Origin of the sequence: Vibrio sp. 10N.286.49.C3, from assembly GCF_041469545.1 — a bacterium.
GTDB lineage: Bacteria > Pseudomonadota > Gammaproteobacteria > Enterobacterales > Vibrionaceae > Vibrio > Vibrio tasmaniensis_A.
On sequence record NZ_JBFRKT010000006.1, the window covers coordinates 12899 to 38832 of the forward strand.

At 43.7% G+C, this 25934-nt stretch carries 21 protein-coding genes and 1 pseudogene; 12 read left to right on the top strand and 10 right to left on the bottom strand.

Going from position 1 to position 25934, the window contains the following annotated elements; all coding sequences use genetic code 11:
- Positions 1-7 precede the first annotated feature (7 nt).
- Entirely contained in the window at positions 8-919 is a 912-nt protein-coding gene (locus AB4180_RS02390) for a LysR family transcriptional regulator (RefSeq protein WP_102249538.1), read from the bottom strand.
- A 156-nt stretch (positions 920-1075) separates the two neighbouring features.
- Between AB4180_RS02390 and AB4180_RS02395 the strand changes: the two genes are divergently transcribed.
- Complete coding sequence (locus tag AB4180_RS02395) at positions 1076-1381, top strand: monooxygenase (protein WP_017101594.1); 306 nt, start codon at positions 1076-1078, stop codon at positions 1379-1381.
- Between the two features lie 70 nt (positions 1382-1451).
- Positions 1452-1826 carry a hypothetical protein gene (locus AB4180_RS02400; RefSeq protein WP_009847186.1) on the top strand — a complete coding sequence of 125 codons (375 nt, stop codon included), beginning with the start codon at positions 1452-1454 and terminating at the stop codon, positions 1824-1826.
- A 93-nt stretch (positions 1827-1919) separates the two neighbouring features.
- Here the strand turns inward: AB4180_RS02400 and AB4180_RS02405 are convergent, their stop codons facing one another.
- The gene (locus AB4180_RS02405; RefSeq protein WP_102249537.1) at positions 1920-2438 is read right to left on the bottom strand and encodes a lipocalin family protein; all 519 of its coding nucleotides are present in this window, start codon (positions 2436-2438) and stop codon (positions 1920-1922) included.
- Between the two features lie 322 nt (positions 2439-2760).
- On the opposite strand from AB4180_RS02405, the gene AB4180_RS02410 reads away from it, so the two are divergent.
- Entirely contained in the window at positions 2761-4476 is a 1716-nt protein-coding gene (locus AB4180_RS02410) for an amidohydrolase (RefSeq protein WP_102249536.1), read from the top strand.
- 101 nt (positions 4477-4577) lie between these two features.
- On the opposite strand, the gene AB4180_RS02415 is transcribed toward AB4180_RS02410, so the two are convergent.
- Positions 4578-5834 (bottom strand): MFS transporter, encoded by a 1257-nt coding sequence (locus AB4180_RS02415; protein WP_102249535.1) that lies wholly within the window; start codon positions 5832-5834, stop codon positions 4578-4580.
- A gap of 101 nt (positions 5835-5935) precedes the next feature.
- On the opposite strand from AB4180_RS02415, the gene AB4180_RS02420 reads away from it, so the two are divergent.
- From AB4180_RS02420 to AB4180_RS02440, 5 genes are all read left to right on the top strand, one after another.
- A complete protein-coding gene (locus tag AB4180_RS02420) occupies positions 5936-6703 on the top strand; it encodes an ABC transporter ATP-binding protein (RefSeq protein ID WP_017104133.1) in 768 nt (255 codons plus the stop codon).
- 17 nt (positions 6704-6720) lie between these two features.
- Complete coding sequence (locus AB4180_RS02425) at positions 6721-7632, top strand: iron-siderophore ABC transporter substrate-binding protein (RefSeq protein WP_017096909.1); 912 nt, start codon at positions 6721-6723, stop codon at positions 7630-7632.
- Entirely contained in the window at positions 7632-9629 is a 1998-nt protein-coding gene (gene fhuB, locus AB4180_RS02430; RefSeq protein ID WP_102249534.1) for a Fe(3+)-hydroxamate ABC transporter permease FhuB, read from the top strand. Before AB4180_RS02425 ends, fhuB begins: the two co-directional genes overlap by 1 nt.
- A 465-nt stretch (positions 9630-10094) precedes the next feature.
- Positions 10095-11051 carry a GntR family transcriptional regulator gene (locus AB4180_RS02435; protein WP_102249533.1) on the top strand — a complete coding sequence of 319 codons (957 nt, stop codon included), beginning with the start codon at positions 10095-10097 and terminating at the stop codon, positions 11049-11051.
- A gap of 604 nt (positions 11052-11655) precedes the next feature.
- On the top strand, positions 11656-13809 hold the full coding sequence (locus AB4180_RS02440; RefSeq protein WP_102249532.1) for a TonB-dependent receptor: 2154 nt from the start codon (positions 11656-11658) through the stop codon (positions 13807-13809).
- A 140-nt stretch (positions 13810-13949) separates the two neighbouring features.
- Here AB4180_RS02440 and AB4180_RS02445 read toward each other — a convergent pair whose 3' ends face one another.
- On the bottom strand, positions 13950-14429 hold the full coding sequence (locus tag AB4180_RS02445) for a hypothetical protein (RefSeq protein ID WP_009847195.1): 480 nt from the start codon (positions 14427-14429) through the stop codon (positions 13950-13952).
- A 261-nt stretch (positions 14430-14690) separates the two neighbouring features.
- On the opposite strand from AB4180_RS02445, the gene AB4180_RS02450 reads away from it, so the two are divergent.
- The gene (locus tag AB4180_RS02450; protein WP_017100407.1) at positions 14691-14822 is read left to right on the top strand and encodes a hypothetical protein; all 132 of its coding nucleotides are present in this window, start codon (positions 14691-14693) and stop codon (positions 14820-14822) included.
- Positions 14823-15326: 504 nt separating this feature from the next.
- Here the strand turns inward: AB4180_RS02450 and AB4180_RS02455 are convergent.
- Genes AB4180_RS02455 through AB4180_RS02465 form a run of 3 tightly spaced genes read right to left on the bottom strand, consistent with a single transcriptional unit; the run spans position 15327 to position 18683 of the window.
- The gene (locus AB4180_RS02455; protein ID WP_009847198.1) at positions 15327-16052 is read right to left on the bottom strand and encodes a DsbA family protein; all 726 of its coding nucleotides are present in this window, start codon (positions 16050-16052) and stop codon (positions 15327-15329) included.
- Positions 16053-16062: 10 nt separating this feature from the next.
- Positions 16063-16590 carry a protein disulfide oxidoreductase gene (locus AB4180_RS02460; RefSeq protein WP_102249531.1) on the bottom strand — a complete coding sequence of 176 codons (528 nt, stop codon included), beginning with the start codon at positions 16588-16590 and terminating at the stop codon, positions 16063-16065.
- Positions 16587-18683, bottom strand: a complete 2097-nt coding sequence (locus tag AB4180_RS02465) for a protein-disulfide reductase DsbD (RefSeq protein WP_102249530.1) — start codon at positions 18681-18683, stop codon at positions 16587-16589. Before AB4180_RS02465 ends, AB4180_RS02460 begins: the two co-directional genes overlap by 4 nt.
- Before the next feature lie 840 nt (positions 18684-19523).
- On the opposite strand from AB4180_RS02465, the gene AB4180_RS02470 reads away from it, so the two are divergent.
- Entirely contained in the window at positions 19524-20795 is a 1272-nt protein-coding gene (locus AB4180_RS02470) for an alpha/beta fold hydrolase (RefSeq protein ID WP_102249529.1), read from the top strand.
- 411 nt (positions 20796-21206) lie between these two features.
- Here the strand turns inward: AB4180_RS02470 and AB4180_RS02475 are convergent.
- The 3 genes and pseudogenes from AB4180_RS02475 to AB4180_RS02485 all read right to left on the bottom strand — a co-directional run.
- A pseudogene (locus AB4180_RS02475) lies at positions 21207-21326 on the bottom strand (manganese-dependent inorganic pyrophosphatase); the annotation flags it as partial.
- Positions 21327-21778: 452 nt separating this feature from the next.
- A complete protein-coding gene (locus AB4180_RS02480) occupies positions 21779-22231 on the bottom strand; it encodes a septal ring lytic transglycosylase RlpA family protein (protein WP_009847204.1) in 453 nt (150 codons plus the stop codon).
- Between the two features lie 307 nt (positions 22232-22538).
- A complete protein-coding gene (locus AB4180_RS02485; RefSeq protein ID WP_029223140.1) occupies positions 22539-23030 on the bottom strand; it encodes a VOC family protein in 492 nt (163 codons plus the stop codon).
- A 478-nt stretch (positions 23031-23508) separates the two neighbouring features.
- Here AB4180_RS02485 and ahpC point away from each other — a divergent pair, with 478 nt between their 5' ends.
- Positions 23509-24066 (top strand): alkyl hydroperoxide reductase subunit C, encoded by a 558-nt coding sequence (ahpC, locus tag AB4180_RS02490; RefSeq protein ID WP_004736364.1) that lies wholly within the window; start codon positions 23509-23511, stop codon positions 24064-24066.
- Positions 24067-24293: 227 nt separating this feature from the next.
- Entirely contained in the window at positions 24294-25886 is a 1593-nt protein-coding gene (gene ahpF, locus AB4180_RS02495; protein WP_102249527.1) for an alkyl hydroperoxide reductase subunit F, read from the top strand.
- The last annotated feature ends 48 nt before the right edge of the window (positions 25887-25934 follow it).

Here is a 25934-nt window from a genome sequence, read left to right on the forward strand (position 1 = left end):
GTCGCCGTTAGCTCACATTAGAAGCTGACTCAAGAAGTAACTCATAGAAACGTTTAGCAGCTGGGCCTGTCTTGGCTCCTTTTGGTAAAGTCAGGTGCAGCGGAACGTGATACCCACTGCCATTTTCGACATTCAACACGGTGAGCTTGTCACTTCCTCGGCTTTCAACAATGTGCTTTGGTAGTCGACAATACCCGACTCCCTGCTCTACCGCGCCAAACGCATGGTCGAAATTGTCCACCGTAATACGCTGACTCGACTTCAACCAGCCCACATCCTGTTTGTTCCCTTGCTTTTTGCTGCCTTGACTAGTTTGAGCACCTAAATCTCGCACCACAATTTGCGGCAAAGACGACAGTTGATTCAACGACACTGAAACGGCACTTGCTAACGGATGTGAGCTAGCAACTACTGGCTCCATCATCGTAAAACCAAAGGCTTCGGCTGAGTAATTAGTAATAGGCAAGTTGATGATAGCCACATCAGCCAGTTCTTGAGTCACCAGTTCGGTTGTTTTAGACAGAGACGTTTCAATCACTTGTATCGATGTGGTGTTGTTCTCCGTCAAAAATGCAGCCATCGGTTGATAAAGGCGTTCAAGGCAGCACAAGTGATCAACAGCAACCACAATTTCAGACTCAACACCTTTCGCTAGCTGTTCACTGATCAACTCTAGCTCGCGAGCTTGTTCCAACATACTGCTTGCACGCCGCAACAGTGATTTCCCATCCTCCGACAATACCGCCCGACGCCCTTCAACCTGCACTAAAGTCACGCCTAATTGGTCCTCCAATTTTCTCAGCGCATAAATCAGCGTGGTATGGCTCTTGTTCAATTGCACTGCCGCCGCCTGAATGCTGCCTGCACGGTCAATTTCGTAAAGCGTTTGCCATTGGTCGAGGGTGGTTTTCAATCTCATCGGTCTAAAATCCTGACAGTTAATAACTATATTATGAACTTTTCTGTCTGTTTTTTACAGGTAATATCTATTTCAACAGGCAATCAAGCCTCCTATGTTTTGCGAAATGACCATGAGTCTCAGCGCAATACCAAGTAACTGTTTGGAGAAATAACCATGAAATTATTACAAGTCGATTTTGAATTTAGCGGCCCATTTGGTGAAGAGATGTCAAACGCACTCGTTGACCTAGCAAAGTCTATTAACAACGAACCGGGCATGATCTGGAAAATTTGGACAGAGAACGAAGCAGAAAAACTGGGCGGTGGTGTCTACCTTTTTGAAGACCAACTCAGTGCAGAGACGTACCTAGCGATGCATAGCGCTCGCTTAAAAGAGATGGGGGTTGAAGAAGTGCGTGGTGTGATTTTTGACGTCAATCAGCCATTAACTACCATTAATAAAGGCCCAATCAACGGTTAATCAAACTTGTTCATTCGCTGAATGACAACAAAGATACTGAATAGCTAAGTAATAAATAGAGAGATACGTAATGAACAACAAAACTTTTCTTAGCCTACACGGCATTATTTACGCAGGGTTTGCCATCGCACTGTTTTTTATCCCAACGGTAATGTGGCCCATGTACGGCGTAGAGATCAATGATAAGTACGCGTACTTTCTCTCTCAACACACCAGTATATTTTTGGGTGGTATCGCTGCAATAAGCTGGCTGCTTAGAGACATTGAACCTGGCTTGTCCGCTAAAAAGCTCATCCAAGGCTTGGTGGTTACAAATATGCTCGGCGCCATCATCACATTGTATGCGGCATTTACAGGAATATTTGTTGGCTTCGGCTGGAGTGATCCGGCGTTCTTCCTTTCACTATCGGTGCTCAGCGTGTTGCAGGTTCGTCGACAAGGCTAGTTCATACAAAACCAAACCAATAAAAAAGGAACAGATGCACTCATCATCTGTTCCTTTTTCTCAATCAACTGTCGTTAACCTAGCGCGCTCAGCTTATTTACCGTGCTCAACGTAAATCAATTCATCAGTATTGAAGCCACGCTCTTTAGACATCGCTTTGAACTTCTCCATCACTCCTGGTGCAACCTCTGGTGTTCTTGAAAGTAACCACAAGTAGTCGGTATCTGGGCCCGAAACAAACGCGTATTGGTAATTCTCTTTGTCCAACTCAAACACCACATAAGCGCCGTAGAAAGGGCCAAAGAAAGACACTTTCAAATAGCCTTGTTCGCTGCCTTCAACAAAGTACGCCTTGCCTTCCGCTTCGTTCCATTCGCCATCTTCCGCCGAATAGCCGCGGTTAATCACCTTAACGCCACCATCATCACGCAAGCTGTATTCCGCGCTGATGTTATCTAAGCCACGCTCAAACGAGTGGTCTAAACGAGCCACTTCGTACCATTTCCCTAAGTATCTATCCAACTCGAACTGTTGAACGGGCTTAACCGTTTCGGGCATGCCGACACAACCACCCAATAAGATCACGCTAAGCAGCAATAATATTTTTTTCATCCTAACCTCGACTTGTTTTTATTAGTAATGCGAGTAAACCTTGTGAAAACATAAACTTACATCCTTGGTAATACGTTAAATCCATTTTTAAAGTTCACCTAACTGTAATTTATTCAGAATCTTATGTGAATTGTTTAGTCTGCGAATGAATCAATGGTGTTTCATTGATGTTCGATATTGAGTCGGAGTCACCACAAAATATACGGCAAGTTAACTTAATCAGGAGAGCAACTATGGACACTTTATTATTAAAAATCCGCGATATGATTCTTACCACTCGCTTTCTATACTTACTAAACAGTGGAACATGGAATAAATAACAATGAACAATAAGCTCACTTTGCCACGCACTGCATGGATTGCATTATTCGCTAGCCTAGTCTCTGTGCCATCGGCTTTTTCTCAAAGCCTAACCGCAGACCAGATCTTTACCAATGCCGACATATATGGGCATCGCGAGTCAGACTCGATCGTTACCCATAAAGGCAAGATCATCTTCATCGGTGACCACGCTCAGGCGCAATCTTTTCAAGGTCAGAGTACCGATGTCATCGACTTGGAGAATGCCTTTGTTTTGCCGGGGTTCATTGATAATCATAACCATGTGTTTGAAGCCGCCTCAGAGCTGGGTGGCAATTGCGAACTAGACTCTGAAGCCACATTAGAAGAGCAAATCCATTACTTAGAAGCGTGTAAAATCAATGCCGAAACCAATGGTCGAGGCTGGCTGATGGGTTATGGCTTTTCTTTGGAATCGACACTCGACAGCGACTCTGAATACACACCACTTGAGATCATCGACAGCATCTTCCCTGATCGCCCCGTGGTGTTTATGGAGCAAACTTCTCACTCGATGTGGGTCAACTCGAAAGCCTTAAAAATAGCCAGAATCAGCCAACAATCTCCTGACCCACAAGGTGGCGCTTATTTAAAAGACCAAGACAGCGGCAAGCTCAATGGCATCTTATTAGATAACGCTGGCGACCAAATTATGGAGATGGCGTGGAACAGCCAAAGCGAGCTCTTTGAACAAAGCTACCAAGGGTTAATGTTCGGTCTTGAAGAAGCCGCTGCGCACGGCATTACCACCATTGGTGACGGCCGGATGTATTGGAAACGAGGTTGGTACGACGTTTGGCTAGAAGCGGAACAAAACCAAGATTTGACGGCTCGCGTGTCATTACGCCCTTGGGTTTACCCATCAATGGCGATACCCTCTCAATTAGAAGTCTTCGAGAAGATGTATTCCGATGATAAAAGCCGTCTGTTGCTCGTTGATCAGGTAAAAATGTACAGCGATGGCATCTTCATTAACGGTACAGCAAAAACACTCGCGCCCTATTTAGATACCTATCTGCCACAGTCTCCCAATGGCCTAAACTATATTCCACCAGCACAGATGAAAGAGTGGCTAACCGCGCTCGATAAAATCGGTTTTAGTGCGCACATTCATGCGATTGGTGATGGTGCCGTTCGTGAATCTCTTGATGCGATAGAAAGCGTGCGTAAACAAGGTTCGCAAAAGCCTTATACCCTAACTCACATAGAGTTAATCAATGATGAAGACGTTCCCCGCTTCAAGCAGCTCAATGCCTCGGCGGACTTCCAAGTCGGTTCCGATGACGTAGCCAAACATCAACACCAATGGGCCGAAGCTTTCCTTGGTGCTCGCCGCGCCAAAGCCATGATGAACTTAGACGCGATACTTAAGACTGATGCCAATATCACCTTGAGCAGTGACTGGAACGTACACGACATCAACCCTCTAGTTGGAATCGCAAATAGCTTAATCATGGGTAAAACAGGCCTAACTGATATCTACACAGCTATCGACGCTTACACGCTCAATGCAGCAAAGAGCCTTGGTATCGAAGACGTCACGGGGTCTATTGAGGTTGGGAAATCAGCGGACTTCGCGATTCTCAACAAAGACATCACTACAGTATCGGCAAGACAAATAGCCAAGACTCAGGTGTTGATGACAGTGTTAAGAGGGGATGTGGTTTTCGAAGACGCTGCTTTCAAAGACATAAATTAGCAAACCAACGTTCGACACAAAGCCGTTTGCTACCAGTTAATTTGCTATCCGTTAGCTCACTTCCAATTGATTCACTAAAAAGTATCAGGGGAAATATAAGATTAAGCTTGCTCAGCGAGCTTGGTATTTCCCTTTATTTTTACAACATAAGTCGTCGCGAAAATCAGTAGAGAAAATAGCCCACATAAGTAGATGGGATACTGAGGGTTCAAGGTTGAAGTAAACGCAAGTAATGAAGCGACGCCATAGCCTAGAGTATGAGACATAGCGATGTACCCTGCGGCTGCGCCCAGAGCCTCACTTTGCTTTTCGGTGGCGAATAACGTGTAAGCAGGAACAAGCAACGCTGCGCCAATCGCTGTCAGTACCATCGCCACAGCTAACGCCCACATACTGGGAATCAAGAACACTCCAAAGCCGACAAGCAAACCCAATGCCCCCCAACGGTACATAACAAACGGTGTCAGCTTTTCTTTTTTGATAACCAAGAGTTGAGTAGCAAAAGTACAGGCAGCACTGATAGTCAAAAGAATCCCGATCGTGTCACTTATTTGATCGGTAGGCCAACGGGTGATCGAATAGATCAGTGGAGAAAAACTGTATTGCAACAACGCGACTGCGGCACACAACAACATCCCGCAAGATAAAAAAGGCAGTAATGTTTTATTCGGTAACCAAGGTGCTTGCCCTATTCCTTCTGCCTTCCGAGTTTCTTCTTTAGGGGTTGGTAACAACATCGTGACAAGTAAAGCAACACACGGCAAAAAGATCATCACGATCAGGGGAGCAAAAGGCGATAACTTTAACGCTAAAATGGAGACCAAAGGCCCAATTAATCGACCAACACTTAGGCCAAGACTCACCGAAGTAATAGCCTGTAAACGGTTTCTCTCACCACACAACAATATCGCCCAATGTTGACTCGCGGGCACCATTCCAGACACCGTACAACCATAAATTATTCGCGCCACCACCAGTCCGATCAAACAAAACACTAGCGCCTTTTCTTGGTCACTATTCATCGCAAAAAAACACAAAAAAGCAAAGCTGACGGCCATGCCTACCAATGCCTGAATGACGACTTGTTTAGGTCCATATTTGTCGCTCTGCCTTCCCCAAAAAGGCGCAGACGGCAGAAATAATATGCTTCCTATTGCGATAAGAATCGACCACGTAGGCAAGCTGAATGCAGACTGTTCCACAAGAAAAGGCAGGGAAACGAGTAAGCCGTTTTGCCCAATTCCCATAAGAGCCGAAGCAAGACCAATAGCCAATAGTTGAAATTTTTTATTTTGTATCACAGACATAATATCGAAGGCGCTAGATAAGGTTGGTAGGTTCGTAGTGGGCACGAGCATATTACAATGATAAATAGATTGATTTAGCGAATAATTATCATTTTGATTTCACTGTGTTACATTAGCGGCTAGCAGCCCATAACTCAACTTCATATTGCATTATGTACACACTTACCAATGCCTCGTTCGAAATCGACGGTAAGAAAATCCTTTCGCCAACGACTTTGACCTTTGAACCAAAGAAGATCACCACCTTGCTTGGTCATAATGGATGTGGCAAATCGACACTAATTAAACTGTTAAGTCGACAAAATACGCCAACAGAAGGTGACGTTTTCTTCAATGAGCAACCACTCGCCTCATACAGTAACCTTGAATTTGCACACCAAGTCGCCTACCTGCCGCAGCACCCACCGATTACTGATGGCGTAACCGTTCGTGAACTGGTTTGCTTTGGCCGTTACCCATGGAAAGGCGCATTTGGACGTTACAGCAAAGATGATTATGCCATCGTAGACGAAGCGATTGAGAAAGTTGGCCTTAACGCCTTTTCTGACCGATTTGTCGCAACACTTTCCGGCGGAGAAAGACAAAGAGCTTGGGTCGCCATGCTACTTGCTCAGCAAAGCCAATGTATTTTGCTTGATGAACCAACCTCAGCACTCGATGTCGCGCACCAGCATGAATTGCTCGCTTTAATCAGAGAGCTTAATCAGTCACTCGGCTTAACCGTGATCATGGTGCTTCATGATGTGAACATGGCCGCCAAATTCAGTGATCATTTGATTGCGCTTCATTCTGGGAAAGTGATTGCTTCCGGTTCGCCTAAAGATTTGATGACGCCAGAAACACTAATGCAAATCTACGGAATGGAGCTTGCGCTCTTTAAACACCCTGAGACAGGGCAACCTATCAGCTACATCCCTTAAATCAAAAGGAACCTGTTGTGAAAAAGTTCATCACCATGCTGTTCACAGTATTAGCTTTCAACGCCCTTGCTCTAGAGAGCGTTCACGCACTAGAAATCAAACATGAAATGGGCAGTGTCTCTTTCGATGCTACACCTAAAAAAGTGGTGGCTTTAGATTGGGCACTCACCGAAACCGTATTAAGCCTAGGCGTTGAGTTGCAAGGTGTGGCAGACGCACAAGGTTATCAGCAATGGGTGGTAAAACCTGCGTTAAATGCAGACGTGACAGATGTGGGATCTCGAAGAGAACCAAACCTAGAGCTACTAACAGAACTCAAACCTGACGTCATTTTAATCAGTGAGCATATGGCGGCGGCCTACCACCAGCTCAATAAAATCGCACCTGTCTTGGTTTACAGTGTCTACAGCAAAAAGAAACAACCTCTTGAATCCGCAACTTCGGTTACCCTCTCTTTAGGCAAGCTATTTAACAAAGCACAACGCGCCCAACAAGTGATTGATGAGACAAACAAGAGATTAAGCGATAATGGTGAAAAAATACGTGCCGCAGGCAACTCAGACAAACCACTGATTTTTGCACGCTTTATCAACGACAAAACCTTACGCATTCATAGCCAAGGTTCATTAGCGCAAGCCACCATAAGCAGCATGGGTCTTAAAAACGACTGGCAAGAGCAGACAAACCTCTGGGGTTTTACCACTACAGGTACTGAAAGGCTCGCTGAACACCAACAGACGAATGTGATGATCTTTGGCCCGCTAACGGAAGAAGAGCATAAGAAACTGACTCAATCCCCTCTTTGGCAAGCGATGGCGTTTACGCGTACAGACTCCGTTTACGAACTTCCTACCATCTGGACCTTCGGTGGGCTAATCGCCGCTCAAAGGTTTAGTGACCACATTACCGAACTGCTTATCCAAAAATAATGGCTACCGCAAAGATCGAAAAAACCGTCACCGGGCGATTCAGTATCAAGGCAGCGGCACTACCTGTCGCTGCTGTTTTGTTGATCAGCTCGCTACTGCAAATTACCGCTCCTTACTCGCAAGGGGTTGGCTTGATTTGGGATACGCTGTTTCACTTTGATTCTTCAAATTATCAGCATCTGATTACTCACCTCACCTATTTACCTAGGCTTACCGTCGCTCTCATTTGTGGTTTTGCACTGGCAGTCGCTGGGTGTGTGATGCAATTTGTACTGCGTAACCCCATTGCCTCACCTACCACATTGGGTGTTGCTGCGGGCGCAGAACTCGGCATGGTATTAGGGATCCTTTTAATTCCTGCTAACCTAGCTATCCCAGGGTTTATTCCCGCTTTCATTGGGGGCTGCCTTGCAACAGGCTTAGTTTTTACCTTAAGTTCTGCACGAGGCTTTTCACCATTACACATGGTGTTAGCCGGTATGGTGGTCAGCCTATTTTTAGGCTCACTCAACACCATGTTGCTCATGCTGCATGAACAACGGCTTACCAGTATTTTTGTTTGGGGTGCAGGTGTACTGAATCAGAATGATTGGTCGAGCGTGCAGGTTCTCATACCTTTAGTCTCGATCCCGACGCTGTTATTACTGGTTTTACAGCGTCCATTATCAGCGCTGCAATTTGGCGATAATGTCGCCACTTCGCTTGGTGTAAACATCAAACAAATCAAATTGCTTTGCTTATCGTTGGCGATCTTTATTACTGCAGCCGTAGTCAGTGAAGTAGGCTTAATCGGATTCGTTGGCATTGTGGCTCCTGCTATCGCTAGGCTTATCGGTGTAAGAGCACTCGCGAAACAGATTCTGGTCAGCGGGTTGGTAGGCAGCTTCATTCTATTGATTGTGGATTTAGTGATTCAGCCCTTCTCTGGCTTCGGTGGCGAACTGCTCCCTACCGGCGCAATGACGGCGCTACTGGGTGCTCCTTTCTTATTGTGGTTACTGCAACGTACCAAGCTGCAGTCCGATCTCAAAAACCGCAGTGAAACCATTGAGCACTACAAATTCGTCAGTACGCGTAAAGTACTGGCCGCGATGTCAGTACTATTGATGGCAATGTGTGTTCTTGCCCTTACAGTAGGTAAAAACCAGTTCGGTTGGAATGTTGAACTCAACCCATCGCTATTCGATCTACGTCTACCGCGTGTATTAGTCGCGCTATTGGCAGGGATCGGGCTTGCGTTTGCAGGCACGATTATTCAACGCATCTCAAACAACCCAATGGCGAGCCCCGAAGTATTGGGGATCAGCTCAGGGGCTGCTCTGGCGTTAGTGCTCGGCACACTATTTGGCACTGCAGTCGGCCGAGAAGAGCAAATGCTGCTTGGTACACTCGGTGCAACTTCAGTGACTGCCGTGGTTTGGTTAATGGGAAGAAAACACAATTTCGCCCCAACGCAAACCTTGTTAACAGGCATCGCGCTAAGTGCAGGGCTCGACGCTCTATTGCGCATCACAATGAGCTCGGGTAATGAGAATGCAACCGCGCTCCTCACTTGGCTTTCAGGCTCGACTTATTTAGTCGCTAATCAAGATGTCATTTTGCTCGCCGTTGGGGTTGCCATCATCAGTGCAGTGGCGCTGTCTTTGAATCGCTGGATAGAGCTGATTAACTTAGGCGACGTCACCACAAGCAGCCTAGGTATGAACACAACCGCTGTTCGATTGGCTTTGCTTTTGCTAGTCGCGGCACTAACAACTCTGTGCACCATCGTCATTGGGCCATTAAGTTTCATTGGATTATTGGCGCCACACATGGCGCGTTCGCTTCACCAATATCGCGCGATTCCTCAAATGCTCACAGCAGCATTATTAGGCGCTATCATCATGGTGGCTGCAGACTGGATTGGTCGTACGCTATGGTTCCCTTGGCAGTTCCCGGCAGGTCTATTAGCCTCTCTGATTGGTGGCGGCTACTTCCTCTATCTAATGAGAAAATAAGCACACACGAGAAGTCACTTTCTCCGGTTAAAGCCCCCGTTTGAAGCCTCCATTTGCAGTCGAGGCTTTAAGCGGGCTCTCTTCTTACCCACTCATTAATACCAATCGTAGTAAATAACTGGTCACCCTAGCTGGTTAAAACGCTCGATAACTGTGTTAGAATTTTTGATTGTAGAATAACTACTTATCGAAACTTCTTGTCGAAAAGAGCAGCCTTGCTCTCAAGCCTTTTTCCTGCGCTATTTTTGAACACTTACTTACTGTGATTGGTATGGCACACTTGCCAACAAAGCTATCAATAACCGCCAACCATTCAATTCCCAACGAACCGCTAAATTACCAACCAACCTATCCATTGCAACAGGTCGATTAACATTGTCTTTTGGTTACAAAAACACAATTTATGGTATTTAAGCCTTTTTGTGTTTACCATGGAATCAAGATTAAACACATACTCTGAGCGTCATGGACATAACGACAATTACAAAGCTCCAACAAAATTTGTTATTCAAGGTCATCGCGAGGCTAAAAGCCGACAACGCGAAAGCGGGAAGCAGCCTAAACGAATCATCTTTGGCGCAGCAATTCGAAGTATCAAGAAGCCCTATTCGAGCGGTATTAAAGCACTTGTCAGCGCAAGGCATCACTAAAGTCGTCCCTTATAAAGGGTCTGTATTACAAACCGATGCGGCAGATATCGAAATTTCAGGCCAAGACAACGACCAACAACCTCGCCAAGAACAATTATACCTGCGCGTACTCATGGATTTATTTTTTAGTGAGTTAGGTCAGTCGTTTTCCGAGAAAGACCTGCAACAACGTTATGATGCCAACCGTGGTGAGATGCAAAGCGTACTGCGTCTGTTAGAAAGCGATGGTATTTTTCGTCGCAGTCCAGGATACAAATGGCAGCTTGATGGTGTGTTGAACACCCTAGAAAGACACACCGAAAGTTATCGCTGTCGACTCATTTTCGAGCCTGCTGGCCTACTCGAACCAACATGGACACTTGATAACAGTGCAATTGAAAGCTGCCGAGATCGCCATGCTCAAGCGATTAACGCCCCAGAATCTGTCAACGCCAGTCAACTCTTTAGCCTCAGTGCTGAGTTTCACGAGCAACTTGCCGCATGTTCAGGAAATCGCTTCTTATTGAGCACCATGCAACAACATAATCGCCTACGTAAAGCGACCGATCTCGTCTCGATGCACATTCAATCTTCGGTCACTAAATCGTGCCAGCGTCGCCTAGAGATCATCGAATTGGTGCTCGAAGGTGACAACCAAACGGCCTCGACAAAATTAGCTCTGCTACTGGAAAATGACATTCGAGTCATGAAACGCACCTACAACGACGTAATGACGGTCTCTATGGAGCAGCGAGAAAGCTTAATCAACAGCATCATGGCAAAAAACAGTTAACTACGTGAGCAGTCAAATCATGGCTGCCCTTATCGTGTCCTTCTACCATCGAAAATACCATTCTGACTTCACGAACACACGAGGGCCTGTTTACCTTTCGTTGTTAAATTTTGTTCAAAAGATCAACAGGCCCTAATACCTGCACTTTCACACCTTCTGAATTATATGGTTCACACCCGCTTAAACACTTGCGGAACAAGGCACTGGCTCTGTTCAGCCCGAGTGACTAACCCCCTCGGCAAACAAGTGTTTCCAAATCTATAAAATAAAATTGCATTTTCACATTGTATTTTCGCAACAAAAACACAATAATAATGATTCTTATTTAGAATTGATAAAGTAAACGATAATACTTCGTACTTTAACTATAGAAGTAGTAACCGCTTAGGTGGCGTGAATGCGAACGTATACAAGCTTGAAAGATATCGAGATGAGTATGTTTGGGGCCATAAGTAAGTGACCACTGTTAACCTCTTTTCTAATTTAGGAGGCTTCATTTATTACTAACCAGTAAAGATGAACGCTTGTTTACTTATAAAAAACAAAGTCATCGCACAAATATGAGTCTTTGTGCAGCCTTTTATTGATCAAGATTGAGAACAAAATGAAAACCGAAAAAGGAAGTTTCAAGCTTTCCACCGTTACGCTAGCGATTGTCGCAGCAAGCACAGTGTTTACAGCCCAAGCACAAGAATACACAACCGAAGAAAACATGGTGGTTGTCGCAAGCCGAACGCCTAAAGCGATCAGCGATATTCCGGGAACAGTTTGGTACATCGACGCAGATAAAATCGAACAGGAATACCGTGGCGGTAAATCATTAGGTGAAATTCTATCGGCGAGCATTCCCTCTTTAGATGTAAGCAGCGGCGCTCGTACTAACTATGGTCAGAATCTACGTGGCCGTAAGATGCTCGTTATGATCGATGGCGTATCACTGCAATCCTCTCGCCAAATCAGCCGCCACTTAGATTCAATCGACCCATTTAACATTGATCGCATCGAAGTGTTATCGGGTGCAACATCTATCTACGGTGCCGGTGCTTCTGGTGGTGTCATCAACATCATCACCAAAAAAGCACAAGGTGAAGAATTAGAATTCGAATCTTATGTCGGTGGTTCATCGGGCTTTAATTCAGGTGAAGATTTCGATTACAAAGTCGGTCAATCTATCTCTGGCGGTAACGACAAAGTTCAAGCTCGCTCTTCTGTGGTTTACACCGAGACACAAGGTGTATTCGATGCAGATGGCGATATTGTTACTCCTGACATTTCACAAGGCTCACTGCAGTTCAACAAGACGGTAGATTTCCTGACAACTGTCGGCGTGAACCTGTCTGAGACCAAAAAGCTCAACTTCCTAGCACAATATTACGATAGCCAGCAAAACTCTCCTTACGGTCTATACATCACCGGGCGCGATTTTGTTGACGTACGTAAAGGGTTTTACTCGGATCGCGAACACGGAACTGAGCGCATCATGCTGAGTGCCTCTTACGTCGATGATCAATTCCTTGGGCATCAGTTTATTGCTGAAGCTTCATACCGTAAAGAAGACCAAACTTACACGCCTTACTTCCAATCTTCTGGTCAACAAATTACCGATGTTATTTCATTAAAAACAGCACTGGCTAAGAGCTTCAATAAGTTCAATATTGTTTATGGTATCGATGCGTATCAAGATCAGCTTGATAGCAATCAAGCGCTTTACGATCGCACCATTGCGAACAATTCAGGCAACTTAGTCAACAAGACCTATGCACAAGTGGGTCGCTATGCAGGTGTTAAAGTCAGCTCTATCGCAGGCTTTATACAATCTGACTATGCGATCACCGATGATTGGACGGTGGAAGGTGGATTCCGCTACCAATACATCTCTAACAAGATTGATGATTTTGTCGGCTACAGCCAGCAGAAGAAAATTGCTGCTGGTAAAGGCAAAACAGCAGACGCAGTACCAGGTGGTGAAACTGATTACGGTGTTGGCTTATTTAACCTAGGTACGATCTACCACCTTAATAACGAGTCTCAAGTTTGGGCAAACTTCTCGCAAGGTTTCGACCTTGCAGACCCAGCTAAATACTACGGACAAGGCAGCTACAAGCTCGTTGGTGATCACTGGAAACTCAACGACAGCATCAACGTTAATGACTCAAAAATGTCTGGTATCAAAACCAACAGTTTCGAGTTAGGTTACCGCCTTGATACTGGCGAGCTAAGCTTGCAAACCGCGGCTTATTACTCACAATCTGACAAATCAGTGAAGTACAACAGAAAGACATTGCTGATTGAAAACATCAATGACAAAAAGCGAGTGTACGGGCTAGAGGCGATGGCTTCTTACTGGGTACATGACAACATTCAACTGGGCGCTTCTGGTCACTACGTCACCTCTGAAGTGAAAGGTAACGACGGTTGGAAAGATGTATCTGCAGGAAGTGCAAGTACTTCTAAAGCAAGTGCTTGGGCAGGTTGGTATGACACAGACCTATCTGTAAAAGTACAAAGCCAAACTATGTTTGATTACGAAGACGACAAAAACAAACTTGATGGCTACACCGTGTTTGATCTAGTGAGTACGTATCAGCTTCCTGTCGGTAGTCTAGGTTTTGGTATTCAAAACTTACTGAACAAAGACTACACCACTGTTTGGGGTCAACGTGCTCAAATCCTTTACTCGTCTCATTACGACTCAGCAGCGTATGACTACAAAGGCCGCGGCCGTACTTACACTCTGAACTACCAAGTTAAGTACTAATTAATCGGTCTGCATAAGCTGAATTAGTCGCTTACTCTAAAGTGTGGGATAGCTAAAAGACAAAAAGGGTTGGCAAACATGCCAACCCTTTTCAATTGAGGGTTCATTCCGAACTCCCCTATGTTTAACTCTACTTATGCTTAAGCTGTCTTTTCTTTCAAGTTTGATTCTTGTTTATCATCAAGCGCAAAGTAGATCTTCGATACAATTACTTCAGCAATGAGAATCGTAAATACCACGGCGAAGAACGCCACTACACCATTCCAAGGGCCTGTAAAGCTCACCTTCTCGCCGAACAATAAGTTAATCGCTTCTAGCATCACGAACTTTGAACCCACCAAGATGATGTAAGTAGTGATGGCGCGATAAACCTTAGGCCCGGTACCCGGTTTACTTTTGAAGTGCTCAGCAATCTTGTGCTCTAAGCCAATAGAGAGCTTCAACAATAACTGCAGTAATAACGCTGCTATCAAAGAAATAGTGAAAGACTCAATGTTGACGAAGTCCCAGTACTCATCGAAAAAGTTAAGTACCACTAAGTCCACCAGCACAGCTAACGTGTAACCTACAAATAGACGTTGTGGTGTGTTGAACCCGTAAACTTTGTCTGATTTAGTCATTCTGTCTCTCTCTAATTTGATAAGTCGCCTTGATTTGAAATACATCTTAGCGCTCGAAAAGGAGCAAAACTTACCATTTTGTGACACCACCAATAATCATTATTCAAATTAATGATTCGACAGAAATCCCCCTTCCTTCTCTTATAGCAATAGCAAAAACACACCCAATTCATCACTGTCACCAAATGGCCATTCTTCAAATGCTGCCCCCATATGATGACTCCATCAGCGACACACACTCATTTCCAAAAGGTGCAGACTATGAAAAAGCTAATCACTAACGTGAACGTATTTAACGGTGTTGATAACAACTTAATCGAGAGCGTATCAGTCCTCATCGAGGATAACTTGATCACCCAGATTAGAGAAATTAACTTCCATTCTACGAGTTAGTTTCCGTTTTTCGAGTTAATTCCCACTCTATGAATTAATTTACATTCACGTATTACCCACCCAAATAACAACCACACAAGAAATAAAATAGAATAGCAACCTGTAAAAATTAAACATAAACAACCTCTAATTACTTTGTAAAAAACACAGAGTAAAGGGAATTATTTCAGCATGGGAAACTCTAACTAAATGTTAAATGATAATTTATCTGGAGGTGCTATTTTAATATAACCTTGTCAACCCCTCGCCCTTAAATTGCACATAAGACAATTTATAAAGTAAATACTATTAATCATTTTTTGTAATCAGGAATTAACAATGAGACTGTTGTTGTACTCGACATGTGGTGTTCTGAGTTTTCTAGGCATATTTGGACTAGCTGCGTTGTATATTGTTTATTAATTTGCAATCTACTTTTACAATTAATATTTAAATGATAGAAAGCCCTAATCAATAGGGCTTTTTATCCATCAAAGATAATAATTAAGTTATCGTAAATTTATTCTATTTACTTTTCTCTTCTAGCTTAGCCTTTACTATTGGATATAGTTTTTCGTATGGCAAGTAGCCGGGGAGCAATGTTCCATCAATTAGCATCGCTGGTGTACCCCGAACACCCAGCCTCGTAAATAAGTTATAGTTTTCAGCAACTTCAATCGCTATTTCACTGTCTGAAGAAACATAATCGGTGGCTTTGTTCTTCTTCGCTACTTTCATTATCGAACGAACGTTGTGAATACCAGGCTTACTGATCAACATCTCTTCAACTGCTTTGTATTTTTCTTTGTCATTGTTCCAGACATTGAGTCCAAAAGTTGCTGAGTTCAATGGCGAATCTCTCTCCTTTAGAGGGATATAAATATTTATCACCTTGATGTCATTAGGGAACTCATCCGCTATTTTTCGAAGAACAGGGTCTAATTTTTTACACCACGGGCAACTAAAATCAGTCATATTTACGATCGTCAGTTTTGGATGTTCGGAACCATACCAAGGGTGATGTGGGTTGTTATAAATAAAGTCATGACTCTCAACTAACGTTTTATCAAAGCTACTTTGTTGATCTATGTAAGCAGCTAGACTGTCGTGAACTGAATCGATAATACCTTCGTTCGTTTCTAGCATTTGCGTTATCTCGGCAATTTTTTCTTGTTTTGTCATTGCGAAAGTGACGGGTGAGAAAGCCAGAGTAACCAATAGTGTGATGATGCTTTTTGTAATGAATTTCATATTTTTCCCATTAATACTTAGCTAACCAAAGTCGGGCTGCGATACCTATTGGCGTAGTAATTCCTGAAGTAACACTTGTTACTTTTCCATCATTAATAACAATGAGTGTTGGCGTTAAGGAGATTCCCCAATCGCGTGCAATTTTACCTTGAGTGTCATTAATGTTGTCGTAGCTATACCCTTTAGCATTCATATAGCGTTGAACTCTTTCATCTTTACCCGAAGTCAGTGATACACCAACGACGGGATAGCTTGATGAAAACCAATCAACCACTGGCGTCACAAATTTGCAGGCGACGCACCATGTCGTCCAAAAATAAACTAATACCGGCTCTTTCTTACTCATCTCTATTACATCTATCGGTTTACCGGATAACGACATCCCAACCATTGGCGGAACGTTCTGCATTGGAACGTCTTTTGTACGCCAATAATCAACACCAAAGACCACGACCAATGCAAACAAGGTATACAGTAATGCCGATCTCAACTTCTGCTTTTTGGCCTGAGGTTTTGCCTTAGCTTTTTTTCTCATCATTCGTCACCACCTTTTGCTTTCTCAATGGCTTCCATAACCGCATCACTGGTTAAGATGACAGGAAGCTCAATACCTTCCGGAGCGTTAGGGCCATAAACCATATTGAACGGAACACCGAAACGGTTGTGATCTTGTAGGTATGACGTGACGCTATCACTCGGTACAGTCCAATCGCCCTCCATCGGCACTACATCACCTTCAGTCAATACGCTGTAAACAGGATCTTGTAAGAGAACCCCGATCTTGTTTGCTTTACAAGTCACGCACCAATCAGCGGTAACATCAACGAAAACTACTTTGTCGTTAGCAACATGATCATCAATGGCTACGGTCGACAAAGCTTCCCACTCAGGTTCTGGTGGCAGAATTTTGGATGTTGCCTTCTCGACAAATAACGAGGCAGAGATAACACTCAACAGCAGCAAGGCAACAGCACCCGCAGTCTTGATTCCATGCACTTGAACCAACCTGACAAGCAATAGGCAAACACTGACCGCCAGTATTGCGTATAGCCACAATTGAGGGACATGAGGTCGAAGCAAGCTAAAGAGCCAAACGCTAGTGATTAGCATCATTCCGCCGAACAGGTATTTAACACGGTTCATCCATGCTCCTGGTTTAGGCAGCGCCAAAGCTATCGATGGGAATGCAGCAACGATGATCCATGGAAGTGCCATACCAACGGCAAGTGCGGTGAAAATACCAAACATCGTCGGGATAGTCGTGGCAAGAGCAAATGCAACGGCTGTCCCAAGAAATGGAGCAGAACATGGCGTAGCCAATAGCGTTGCGAACATGCCTTGAGTAAAGTGTCCGACGTAACTACTGTCTCCCTTGGTTGCCATCCACGTACTTGTATTCGATGAAAGACGGATCTCGAAAAGCCCTAACATGTTGGCGCTGAAAAGGGCTGTGACGATAAACATCCCACCGATAAACCAACCATTTTGGAACTGAATTCCCCAACCGATAACGCTGCCTGATATTTTTAACACAGCCAAGAAAGTGGCGATTAACCAGAAGGATGCGAGGATGCCACTCGCAGATGCAAGGAATTGGAACCTAACCTGTTTTCTTGCCATGCCTTGAGCAGAAATAACCCCACTCAGTTTCATTCCAAGTACAGGGAATACACAGGGCATGATATTGAGAATCAACCCTCCTAATAGCGCCAAAAGCACCATACTTATCATAGAGCTATTACCCACTATGCCGTTGGTAACGGTGGCTGGGTATTCTGTGATGAAGTCTTTGTCTTTGATGCTTACACGAATGTGTTGGTTGTTGAGATCGGGTGTGCCCATCCAGCTGCTTACGTCATAAGTCGCAATGGCTTGGTTACCTTCAATTTCAATGTGAGGAATACCAAATTCAGCATCTTGAATTTCATCTGAATCACCATCCACGATTATATCGGGTGCAGTCCAACCAATTTGATGTGTAGCAATAACTTGAAGTTGCGACTTGTGAGCATCCCAAATCGTAGATGTGCCCTCTACAAGCGGTGAGTCTTTCGGCACTTCGCTCATTGCTTTTGCGTAGACAAGCATCGCGTCGTTATTCACGGTCATCTCACTTGGGTTAAACACCAAGTTGATGTCAAAATCCGTGAGAATACATATGGTGGTGCATGAAGACATCGTCAGCACTGCATGGAGCTCAACAGGTTTGTTCATATCATCAATATGAAGATTCATCGGAAAGATGATGTTGTGCTTGTAGCCCAGCGTATCTATGCCGAGCAAGTTGAAGCGTTGAGGAAACTTCCAAAACCATTGCAGTTGCGAAACGTTCTTAGAGTCGGCCCATTTAATTTTGGGCGCAATGCCTCCTTCGCCAGGACTTCTCCAGTAAGTTTTCCATTCATCAGAAAGGTTCACTTCCAGATAACCCGCCGCGGTTTTATCTTCTTTATTAATTTGTCCTGTCATGACAAAACGCGTTTCTACATACGGATGTAACTTGTCTTGCATCCAACCCGTTGTAACAGGAGTCATCGATTCGCTCGCACTTGCGTTCACAGTGAATGTTGAACACAGCGCAACGAATAGCCAAAGCACAACAAAGCGCAATGACATTTTGCTTTTAGGCATGTCTAATTTTTCCTTAAAAAATGAATAATATGAGTGTTAGTTAAACGCTCTTATTCTCATTCTTTAAAGACACAGACCTTGAGATGGATGCGCCTACCTTTGTGGAGGATTAGCTCAGTGAAGGGAGGGAAATACGGGACAGTACTTAGCAGCCACAATACGACGACAACGAGTATGAAGTACGTGAATATTGCTTGATCATTGACTTGGTGGTGATCAAAATTTATCAGATGTTCTGATAACTCACATTTTTGGACGGATTGGCCGTCTTGGGATTGAGATGCCCCATCAATAAAAACGCCACCATCGCTAATCTTGTTTGCCTGCACGGCAGTAGAAATAGCAGAATCACTGTTGTCATAATTTACTTTGCAGCCTTGGATAAAACTCATATTACTGGCGAGACAGAAACAGATAACCCAACCCACTAATAATAGTGCGCTACGAGTTAGCTGATGTGTGTTTCGACTTGAGATCATATCTAAACTGCAGATGTCTTGTTATGGTAAACGTAGCAATACGACTTAACTAAAATAATAAAGTTCAATTTTTTTCTTAATGTCGATAATTTTCATGAATAAAAGCGATTGAGAATCGTAAAAATCATATACCAACAATCAGGGTCGGAAAGACAATCAGTATCGAAAAGACAATCGACATCAGCCATACCGCGGTCGAGCAGCGTGAACTAAGTAAACTCGGACCAAGACAATACATGCTCAAGAACAACGTATGACCTAACTCTCTGTTTTCTTGCTAGTATTAAACTCATGCTGTTTGTTTATGTATAAAAATTATTGATTGAATGACGAAGCTTGTTGATATGGGGATGAAATTAGAATGAGGCGATTACTTACTGCAATATTTTTCAGTTCAGCATTGTTACTCAGTTCAGTGCTATCAGGGTGCAGTAATTTTAGAAATCTATCTAACGAGATAAACGCAATTGATGCCTATACCGATCAGTACCAAATCATTTTGACCGAACCAGCGTCGGGCTCAGCCGTCGTTATTCAACAGATAAAAGATATCAATAAAAGCGAAGTTGATGGCTACGACGGCATAATAGATAGCGACAGTATTCAATTGCAGCTATCTAGAAAAATACACTACCTACTTGTCTTTGATGATAAAAACCAAGATTTAACCCTACAAGCTGACGAACCATTCAGTGTCGTTAATCTGCACGATCACCAAGACAATTCTACAGTAAGAATTTCACTCGCCATTGACGAAAACAAAGCGCCCAGAGCCTTTGTTAATCACTCACTGTCCTCTTTACTGAAAGTGGAATTGGATCTTGTCGATATAGGCACTGTTGTGAGTTTAACGGATCCGCCCTTTAAGCGAGAAAACGCTAAGCTCGGCATGTGGCAGCCAGTAACATTCTTTTTTGAAGGGAATGCTGGACTCTACTTTTTGTCGGAATACGACCCAACTAAAATCCCTATCCTATTTGTACATGGTATCAACGCAACCGCTTTAGATTTTGCTCCATTAATCGAAAAAATCGATCAATCTAAATACCAAATATGGGTATTCAACTACCCTTCTGGCTTATCTCTGGTTTTAAGTTCGAAAGGCTTAAATAACCTGCTGCATACCATAGTGACGGAATACAAGATCCAACAATTACACGTGGTGGCACACAGCATGGGTGGGCTTATCGTGACAAACAGTGTTCGTCAGTGCCAAATCGGGCAGTTGTGCAATTTTGTCAGTAGCATCACCACCATATCTTCCCCGTTTGGGGGTGTGGCATCCGCCAAGCAAGGAGTTGAATACTCCCCTATCGTGATGCCAGCCTGGGTAGATTTAAATCCAGACGGAAAATTTATCGCCGAGTTATTTGGTAGTAAAACTAAAAACCATACCCCGCACTTTTTAGCGTTTGGATACAATTCAGGGGAGTTATTTAATACCAACAGTAATGATGGCGTCATTGACCTATCAAGCCAGCTTTCGCGTCCAGCTCAATTAAACGCCGACCAAATTTTCGGGTACGACGAAAATCATTTAAGTATCTTAGACAACGACGACCTATTTGAAGATCTTTCTGAGTTTTGGTTGAGAACCGAACAAGGCTATAATTCTAATGGAAATAATTTTTAAGATTAATTGACTATTGGTTGTCCACTATTGATATTGTTTATTTAGACACCACTACCACAGTAAATACTAACTCCTGTAGGAATGCAGACAGCACCGTTGGTTGCACAGCCAGATATATAAAGACAAAGAGCGGTTATTATTAGTTTTCTCATACAGAATAAAATCCTTTAGGTAGAAACATTGTGTGTTTTGGACAACAGAAAATGCATTTCTACTCAAATAAAAAGAAATTTTTATTTATACACTTCATATAAACAACCAAACTCTACTTTTTACCATATTTATACAATGCGAGTATTAGTATTTTGCCAACGAAAACACTGGTGAATTTAGTCCTAAAGTCCAAGTTAATTAGCTTATCAAAAAAAGGGGGGGTTCTCTACCAATCCCTTTCCCAAACTCTCTTTCTACTTACAAGCTCTCAATTGCCTTTTGCACTGCAGGGCCAATCTGGCGCTTACGAGAAGTGACGCCTTCCAGAGTTAACATGTCGCTTGTTGGTTCAGCATTGAAAGCCGATTTTTTAATCTCCTTCATTCACCTAAGTTCACTTATTCTTAGTCCTAATCATCCTCATCCTATATGTAGATTTTCGACGGAAGAATATAGACATAGCGAATCAACTCATGCCTCCAACGCACTTGTCAATTGCATTAAAACCGAACATATATGAACACTGAGTGATATTGCTAGGTAATGCTTGGTTTGGCGGTTTTAAAGGGATGGACCGTATTGATGCAGGCTCACAATCCAAAAGAAATACAGCTCTTGAAATGAGAGGCAATTCGCAAGGCCTACCTGGCGGAGCGACTCAATTCTATATTCCCAACTTAACCGTCGGCCATTTTATGTCTCACAAGTTTAGTAAGATGTGAGCCTGCTTAACGAATACAATTTCACTTTTGATTACTAACCAGTACCGGCCTAGCTCTTAGCACCGTTTATAGTAGTGGTTGACAATTCAAAGGAATACTTGAAGTTGGTTAGTGCTTATACCTAAAGGTATTACTGTCATCAACTATCTCGATTTTGACAGGCACAGTACCTTGCTTAACGTTACCTATTTGTGCAAATGCCTTGTGCGAAAGGTCGATAACTCGGCCTTTTACGTAAGGGCCTCGATCGTTAATTTTCACATCGACCGACTTGCCATTGTCTGTATTGGTCACTCTCACGATCGTCCCAAAGGGCAAGGTTTTATGAGCCGCTGTGTAGGCATTCATGTTGTATGTCTCACCACTTGCTGTGAGTTTTCCATGGAATTTATCGCCATACCAAGAAGCTTTACCCACAAGAGCATGTGACTTGGCATAGTCCTTTGTTTTAGAACTGCCGACAGCCGACGTTGAGGTGCATCCAGCTAATATCATAAGAATAAGAGCGGTAAAGATGATATGTCGTTTTTTCATGTGATTTGGGAACGCTAATCTCTGCATGTTTCTCTATTTTCGTTGTTGTTGGTTAGCAATATTGTGCTGAGTATAGTCACAACTCAATCAAGGCTACCATTCGGTATGATGGCGCAATGTTTTCATGAACAACGCTTTATTCCGTCATATTCATGAAAGGTTTTATCTTCAAAACGTCAACTTTAACAACGCCTTAAATCTGTACCTTTCTTAATCACTTCATATAGATAAGTCACTCAACCAAACATCCAAACACAAAAAAAGGATTGGTATCTCTACCAATCCTCTTTAGGGGTGTTTCGGTTTTCTACCTTATGACAGGCAGGTAACGCGATTACTCGTAATCAGTCGCGTACGTGTCTTCGTATGTGTGCGAGTAGAATTCGAATAGGTTGCCAAACGGGTCTTCTAGATAAACCATTTGCGCTTGTTTTAGTTCGTCTTCTGGGTGGTAACGCATGATGTCCATACGAACCTTACCGCCATACTCTTCAACACGCTTAATCGCTGAATGAAACTGCTCTTTTGGAAGTTGCAGACAGAAGTGGAAGATACCTAGGCGAGAGAAATCAACTTCGTGACGCTCTTGGCGATCTTTCATTTCGAACAGCTCAACACCAATACCATCAGAAGTTACTAGGTGTGCAATGTTGAAGCCTTTAAAGCCTTCACCGAACACAGCGATACACATACGGCCGATTGCTGATTCGCGCTCTTCCATCACTTTAGTGTTGTTCATTACGATTCTTAGACCCAGCGCTTTCGTGTAAAACTCGACTGCTTGATCCATGTCACCCACCATGATGCCTACGTGATTCATTTTCATAACTTACTCCAAATTCGTTTTTAATTCTGTGCGTTTCGAAGACTGGCTTCGATGTTTCGTTTCGATGGAGAGAGTATATGGAGATGTAACGATTAACTGAAATTATCATTAATTATATTAATGATAATTTTTTGTTATTTAAAGATTTAGCATCAAATCCCAGCTCGCTTAAAGAAGCCACGCCTGCCCTTGCCTACTTAGATACTTACCTACTACTTAGATACATAGATACTTACGTGGATAGAGATAAGCCGAAATAGAGCACAACCTAAAGAGCATAGCTACCCAAATAAAACGTAGCCCTAGTTTGATAACTTTTATCGATAGCTTTTGTCGATAGTTCTCTTCTTACGAAGATAGGATTTGCCTATTGAATCTATAGAAATGTCCGATTTCACTAATTTCCGGTGCGAATGCAATATAGCTCCATCGACGCGGGATAGCGTTAAACACTACAAATTAGAAAGAGAGTCGAATCATGATCAACACAGAAATCAAACCATTCAACGCAACAGCATTCAAAAACGGCGAATTCGTAGAAATCACTGAGCAAGACGTTAAAGGCAAGTGGGCTGTATTCTTCTTCTACCCAGCAGACTTCACGTTTGTATGTCCAACTGAGCTAGTTGACCTACAAGACAAATACGCAGAGCTTCAATCTCGCGGCGTAGAAGTTTTCTCAGTATCAACTGACACGCACTTCTCTCACAAAGCATGGCACGATACTTCTGACAAAATCGGCACTATCGAATACTTCATGGTCGGCGACCAAACAGGCAACATCACAAACAACTTCAACGTTATGCGTGAAGGTCAAGGCCTTGCAGACCGTGCAACGTTCCTAATCGACCCTGAAGGCGTTATCCAAGCAATGGAAATCACAGCTGAAGGCATCGGCCGTGACGCTGAAGACCTACTACGCAAGGTTAAAGCAGCACAATACGTAGCCGCTCACCCAGGTGAAGTTTGCCCAGCTAAATGGAAAGAAGGCGAAGAGACTCTAGCGCCATCTCTAGACCTAGTAGGCAAGATTTAATCTAAGCCTAGCTAAACAAGAATAGCCAAGAAAGAACGAGTAAAACAGAACAGTTAAACGGTTCTACAGGCGCGCTTCGGCCCCCCTCCTAAAGGGCAGTCGCGCGCCACCCTTTCAAAACATCAACACCACAATATTTGCCGACTTGCGCCCCCTTTTTATTTCCCTTTTTCAGCAAGAAGGTATTGGTCAATACCAAGACACCGAATTTAAGAGCAGGCACGATTATGTTAGATCAAGCAATGAAGCAGCAGCTAAAAGCATACCTAGAAAACCTAAAAACCAATGTTCAGTTAGTGCTGAGCCTTGATAGCAGCGACACCGCAAACAAACTTCAAGATCTGGCGAATGACATCGCGTCTTTAACCGACAAAATTGAAGTAACTCGTGATGATAGCGCAAGCACGCGCAGCCCAATCATGCAGGTAGTGAACCAAGAGAAAGGCACAGCGATCGGTTTTGCCGGTTTGCCAATGGGTCACGAATTTACGTCACTGGTTCTAGCACTGCTTCATAGCGGTGGTCACCCTATCAAGCTTGAAGCGGACGTAATCGAGCAAATTAAAGAACTCGATCAAGAGCTTAATGTAGAGATTTTTATCTCGCTCTCATGCCAAAACTGTCCAGAAGTGGTTCAGGCATTCAACATGATGTCGGCGATTAACCCTCTGGTTAAGACAACCATGATTGATGGCGCAGCATTCCAAGATGAAGTGAAGTCTCGCGACATCATGGCAGTACCAAGCGTATTCGTTAATGGTGAGCTATTTGGTCAAGGCCGTATGTCACTGGCAGAGATCCTTAACAAAGTTGATTCAGGCGCTGCAGAAAAGAAAGCGGCAAACCTAAACCAACAAGCACCGTTTGATGTATTGGTTGTCGGCGGTGGCCCAGCAGGTTCTTCAGCAGCAATTTATGCGGCACGTAAAGGCATTCGCACTGGTGTGGTTGCTGACCGATTCGGTGGCCAAGTGATGGATACGATGGCGATTGAAAACTTTATCTCTGTGAAAGCGACAACTGGCCCTAAGTTAGTGGCAAGCCTTGAAGAGCACGTAAAAGAGTACGGTGTTGAAGTAATGACTGAGCAGCGCGCGGCTAACATCATTGCGGCTGAAGATACAGAAGACGGTTACATCCACGTTGAGCTAGAGAGCGGCGCAACATTACGATCTCGCACGGTCATCACAAGTACTGGTGCTCGCTGGCGTGAAATGAACGTTCCGGGTGAGCAAGACTACCGCAACAAAGGCGTCGCTTACTGCCCACACTGTGACGGCCCTTTATTCAAAGGTAAGAAAACAGCGGTTATTGGTGGCGGTAACTCCGGTATCGAAGCGGCGATTGATTTAGCGGGTCTTGTTGAACACGTAACCGTACTTGAATTTGCAGACACACTGCGTGCCGACCAAGTGCTTATCGACAAAGCAAACGCAACACCAAACATCGAAATCATCAAGATGGCACAAACAACGCAGGTGATTGGTGATGGCAACCGTGTAACCGGTTTGGAATACAAAGACCGCAACACCGATGAACTTAAACAGATTGAACTAGCAGGTATCTTTGTTCAAATCGGCCTGATGCCAAACAGCGAATGGTTGAAGGGTTCGAAGGTAGAGCTTTCACCACGCGGTGAAATTGAAATTAACGCTCATGGCGCAACATCGATGAAAGGTGTATTCGCAGCGGGTGACGTAACAACCGTACCTTACAAACAGATCATCATTGCAATGGGTGAAGGTGCAAAAGCAAGCTTAGGTGCATTTGACCACCTAATCCGTAACTCAGCTCCAGTTAAAGAGGCTGAAACGGCTTAATCTTTAAACTTAAAACTTAAAACTTAAAAGCTTCTAGGCATAAAAGCT

Bases quoted from the DNA above. Each gene is read 5' to 3' on its own strand.
- AB4180_RS02390 (WP_102249538.1), bottom strand. From the start codon at position 919: ATGAGATTGAAAACCACCCTCGACCAATGGCAAACGCTTTACGAAATT.
- AB4180_RS02395 (WP_017101594.1), top strand. From the start codon at position 1,076: ATGAAATTATTACAAGTCGATTTTGAATTTAGCGGCCCATTTGGTGAA.
- AB4180_RS02400 (WP_009847186.1), top strand. From the start codon at position 1,452: ATGAACAACAAAACTTTTCTTAGCCTACACGGCATTATTTACGCAGGG.
- AB4180_RS02405 (WP_102249537.1), bottom strand. From the start codon at position 2,438: ATGAAAAAAATATTATTGCTGCTTAGCGTGATCTTATTGGGTGGTTGT.
- AB4180_RS02410 (WP_102249536.1), top strand. From the start codon at position 2,761: ATGAACAATAAGCTCACTTTGCCACGCACTGCATGGATTGCATTATTC.
- AB4180_RS02415 (WP_102249535.1), bottom strand. From the start codon at position 5,834: ATGCTCGTGCCCACTACGAACCTACCAACCTTATCTAGCGCCTTCGAT.
- AB4180_RS02420 (WP_017104133.1), top strand. From the start codon at position 5,936: ATGTACACACTTACCAATGCCTCGTTCGAAATCGACGGTAAGAAAATC.
- fhuB (WP_102249534.1), top strand. From the start codon at position 7,632: ATGGCTACCGCAAAGATCGAAAAAACCGTCACCGGGCGATTCAGTATC.
- AB4180_RS02435 (WP_102249533.1), top strand. From the start codon at position 10,095: ATGGACATAACGACAATTACAAAGCTCCAACAAAATTTGTTATTCAAG.
- AB4180_RS02440 (WP_102249532.1), top strand. From the start codon at position 11,656: ATGAAAACCGAAAAAGGAAGTTTCAAGCTTTCCACCGTTACGCTAGCG.
- AB4180_RS02445 (WP_009847195.1), bottom strand. From the start codon at position 14,429: ATGACTAAATCAGACAAAGTTTACGGGTTCAACACACCACAACGTCTA.
- AB4180_RS02450 (WP_017100407.1), top strand. From the start codon at position 14,691: ATGAAAAAGCTAATCACTAACGTGAACGTATTTAACGGTGTTGATAAC.
- AB4180_RS02455 (WP_009847198.1), bottom strand. From the start codon at position 16,052: ATGAAATTCATTACAAAAAGCATCATCACACTATTGGTTACTCTGGCT.
- AB4180_RS02460 (WP_102249531.1), bottom strand. From the start codon at position 16,590: ATGATGAGAAAAAAAGCTAAGGCAAAACCTCAGGCCAAAAAGCAGAAG.
- AB4180_RS02465 (WP_102249530.1), bottom strand. From the start codon at position 18,683: ATGCCTAAAAGCAAAATGTCATTGCGCTTTGTTGTGCTTTGGCTATTC.
- AB4180_RS02470 (WP_102249529.1), top strand. From the start codon at position 19,524: ATGAGGCGATTACTTACTGCAATATTTTTCAGTTCAGCATTGTTACTC.
- AB4180_RS02480 (WP_009847204.1), bottom strand. From the start codon at position 22,231: ATGCAGAGATTAGCGTTCCCAAATCACATGAAAAAACGACATATCATC.
- AB4180_RS02485 (WP_029223140.1), bottom strand. From the start codon at position 23,030: ATGAAAATGAATCACGTAGGCATCATGGTGGGTGACATGGATCAAGCA.
- ahpC (WP_004736364.1), top strand. From the start codon at position 23,509: ATGATCAACACAGAAATCAAACCATTCAACGCAACAGCATTCAAAAAC.
- ahpF (WP_102249527.1), top strand. From the start codon at position 24,294: ATGTTAGATCAAGCAATGAAGCAGCAGCTAAAAGCATACCTAGAAAAC.